This is a genomic window from Moorena sp. SIO3I6, from assembly GCF_010672095.1.
In genome coordinates this window covers 1-2731 of the sequence record NZ_JAAHHU010000587.1, presented here as the reverse complement: position 1 = coordinate 2731, position 2731 = coordinate 1, and the positions used below count along the sequence as shown (strand labels likewise).

3 protein-coding genes are annotated in these 2731 nt (G+C 42.3%); 1 reads left to right on the top strand and 2 read right to left on the bottom strand.

Features of this window, described 5'->3' with window-relative positions:
- Positions 1-315, top strand: a 315-nt coding sequence (locus F6K49_RS39980) for a tetratricopeptide repeat protein (RefSeq protein WP_293106278.1), incomplete at its 5' end; no start/stop codon positions are given.
- Positions 316-350: 35 nt separating this feature from the next.
- Here F6K49_RS39980 and F6K49_RS39975 read toward each other — a convergent pair.
- Both F6K49_RS39975 and F6K49_RS39970 read right to left on the bottom strand, forming a co-directional pair.
- Positions 351-2048: a CHAT domain-containing protein gene (locus F6K49_RS39975; RefSeq protein WP_293106275.1), complete on the bottom strand. Its 1698-nt coding sequence runs from the start codon at positions 2046-2048 to the stop codon at positions 351-353.
- Between the two features lie 78 nt (positions 2049-2126).
- The coding region (locus F6K49_RS39970; protein ID WP_293106272.1) for an ISAzo13 family transposase at positions 2127-2731 on the bottom strand (605 nt) is incomplete at its 5' end.

Sequence of the window (2731 nt, the reverse complement as noted above, 5' to 3'; positions counted from 1 at the left end):
ATAGCCTGGTCTCTACAGCAGTTTGCCCATGCTAGCGAAGCACTACAACCTCTAGCACAACTTTACCTTACCTCTAAGCAGCCAGAGTTTGCCTTGCAAGTTTATGAGGTTTTGCTTCAAGTTGAGCAAAAGTCCTATAATTATTATGGCTTGATGAATACTTACGACAAAATTGGTCAAGTTTATCTGGATATGAACAACTATCCTCAAGCCTTAGCAGCATTTCAAAAGGGGCTAGACTTGGCTGAGTCATTGCAGCATCGAGAAGCTTATTTTGTCAATAAAATTCAGTTAGTGAATCGGCAAAATTTGTAGTATCATTATTGTACTTATAGGGTTTGGGATGTACTCTACAACCAATTACCCACTAATACAAAAGGAGCCCAAAATACAGGTTCATTAAAGTTAGGGTCTACCATCAAATCTAGCTGGGCTTTCCGAAGTGCCTCTGCTTTTGTGATTCCTGGTTGTTGCAAGTAATCGTAAAACTTAGTCATTAAAATCGCTGTAGAGTCATCACGCACTGACCATAAACTGCCAAGAGTAGATCGCGCTCCGGATCTGACCGCAAACCCAGCTAAACCTAACACAGCTCTGTCATCTCCTATTGCTGTTTGACAAGCACTTAGAACCAGTAAATCAATCCCTCCTTCTCCCACAAATGCTCGGCTACGTAGCACTTGATCCAATTCCTTGACATTGATGCGACCCTCCCAAGTTAGTAGAAACGTATCCTCAGCATTGGAGCTAAACTGACCATGGGTCGCCAGGTGTACTACATTCCTTTTACTATTCATTTCCCTGACAAAGTTGCTGCGGGTGAATTCCTGATTGACTAGTACTGACCCTGACACGTTTCTGGTAATTTGCTCAATCTCATCTTTCACACTGGGTAAAGGCCGAAAGCCTTGACGAGCTTCGCTTAAGCCCGCAGTAACCATACTCCATTGCTGTTGACGTAAGGGTTGTGGCTCTAGCAGTTGTAAACCGATAGATAGGGAAAGATTGTATTTTGCTACTAAAAATTGCTCCCCATCATGTAAAGCTGCCATCGGTATTCTACGAAACTTGCCATCAAGAACAAAGACCAGAGTTTTGCTATTGGCTAAGGTTTGATTGGCTTCTGCGGGTCTAATTAGCCAGTCATAAACCTGTTGTAATAAAGGTAAGCGTTGCTTAGGACTGAAAACAGGATGGAAGTAGCTTAACAATGTTCTGAGAGTATTCTCTACTTCTGCTGCTGGTATAGGAGTAGCATAGTAGTCGAGGGATTTACCTGGTGCGGAAACAATCACCGCTAAACGGTCAGGTAAAATAATCGGATAGATAACCGTTGCATTAGGATCAATTTCATCAATTTTGGCAGTCTGAGTATCCAAGCAAGCTTCATGAAAATAGTTATCCAGTTCAGCTAGTTGCAGAGATTCAATCAACTCCCGGGCTTGGGCTAAATCAGCTTGAGTAGGAGTCCCCTCTAGCAGCAGTGCTACAAATTCCCGGTAAACTGGCTCGACACTTTCTCGGAAGGAAAACTGAAGATCTGGATTGATAGCAACTAAATCACCCCTTAAGGATTTTAAAGCATTCACCGCTTCAGTGTAAGCTGCTACGGCATGGTCAGGTTGTTGTTGTTGTTTGAATAGTTGTCCCAACTGCCAAGCGGCTTGATAAATAATATCCGTAGATTGAATACTTTGAGCAATCCTTAAAGACTGCTTGGTGAGGTGAATTGCTTCCGATAATTGACCCTGTTTACCATAAAGTTTGCCCCACTCCCGAAGAGCATAGGCTTCAGCTTGGGGGTCTTTCAAGACTTTGGCTGACTTGACTGCTTGGACTAGCAATTGATTCAATTCTTGAGAATTCAGGGGTTGCTGCTCCGGTTCTATTTTGTCCAAATTAGCCGCCAGGTTAACCGTTCCATAGATGGAAGCACGAGTAGCAGGTAATTCCCTCAATTGACCTTGAATTTCGCCTACTAGGGTATTTACCTGTTGCCATTGTTCCGATTGAATAAACAGGCGCAGTAGATTGAGTCGAGCTTGCAAGCGGTCTAGGGGATTAAGGGCTGTTTGTTCCGCTTGTTGAAAATAGCTTAGGAGTCATGTAAAAATAACTTTAACAATCTAGTCCCGAGAAAGAGGCTTAATTACATAGTTCCATTCCCCATGAAAAGAGTTTCGCTCAATGGCAATGGCATTAATTTCTTGGTCTGTCACTTTGATCCCTGTTGGATAGCGATTCTCATCTAAGCGTGCTTCAACTTTTACCCCTTGTTTTGTGGTAGTATTGCGGATTAAATTAATCACGACCTCATGGCTTGTTAAGGGTCTACCTCGCCAATTCTGGGTAATATGACCTAATATTCGATGCTCAATTTTATTCCATTTACTTGTACCAGGAGGAAAATGACTTACATAAATGGTTCTTTCTATCTCTGTGGCTAATTCTTGTAGCTTCAATTTCCAACTGCTACAACGATAACCATTACTTCCCCCACAATCCGCTGTAATCATTAGCTTTTGGCTGTTGGGATAAAGTTGTTGTCCCATGGAATACCACCAATGACGAATTGAGAAGACAGCCAATTCAGCGGTGTCATGGTCAATACCAACATTTACCCAGCCTTGATTATAGGTTTTGTCATAAACTCCGTAAGGAATGACTTTTCCTAATTCCGGGTCTACAAAATCCTGTATTTTTACTTCTTGGGGATGTTGCTTTTCACACC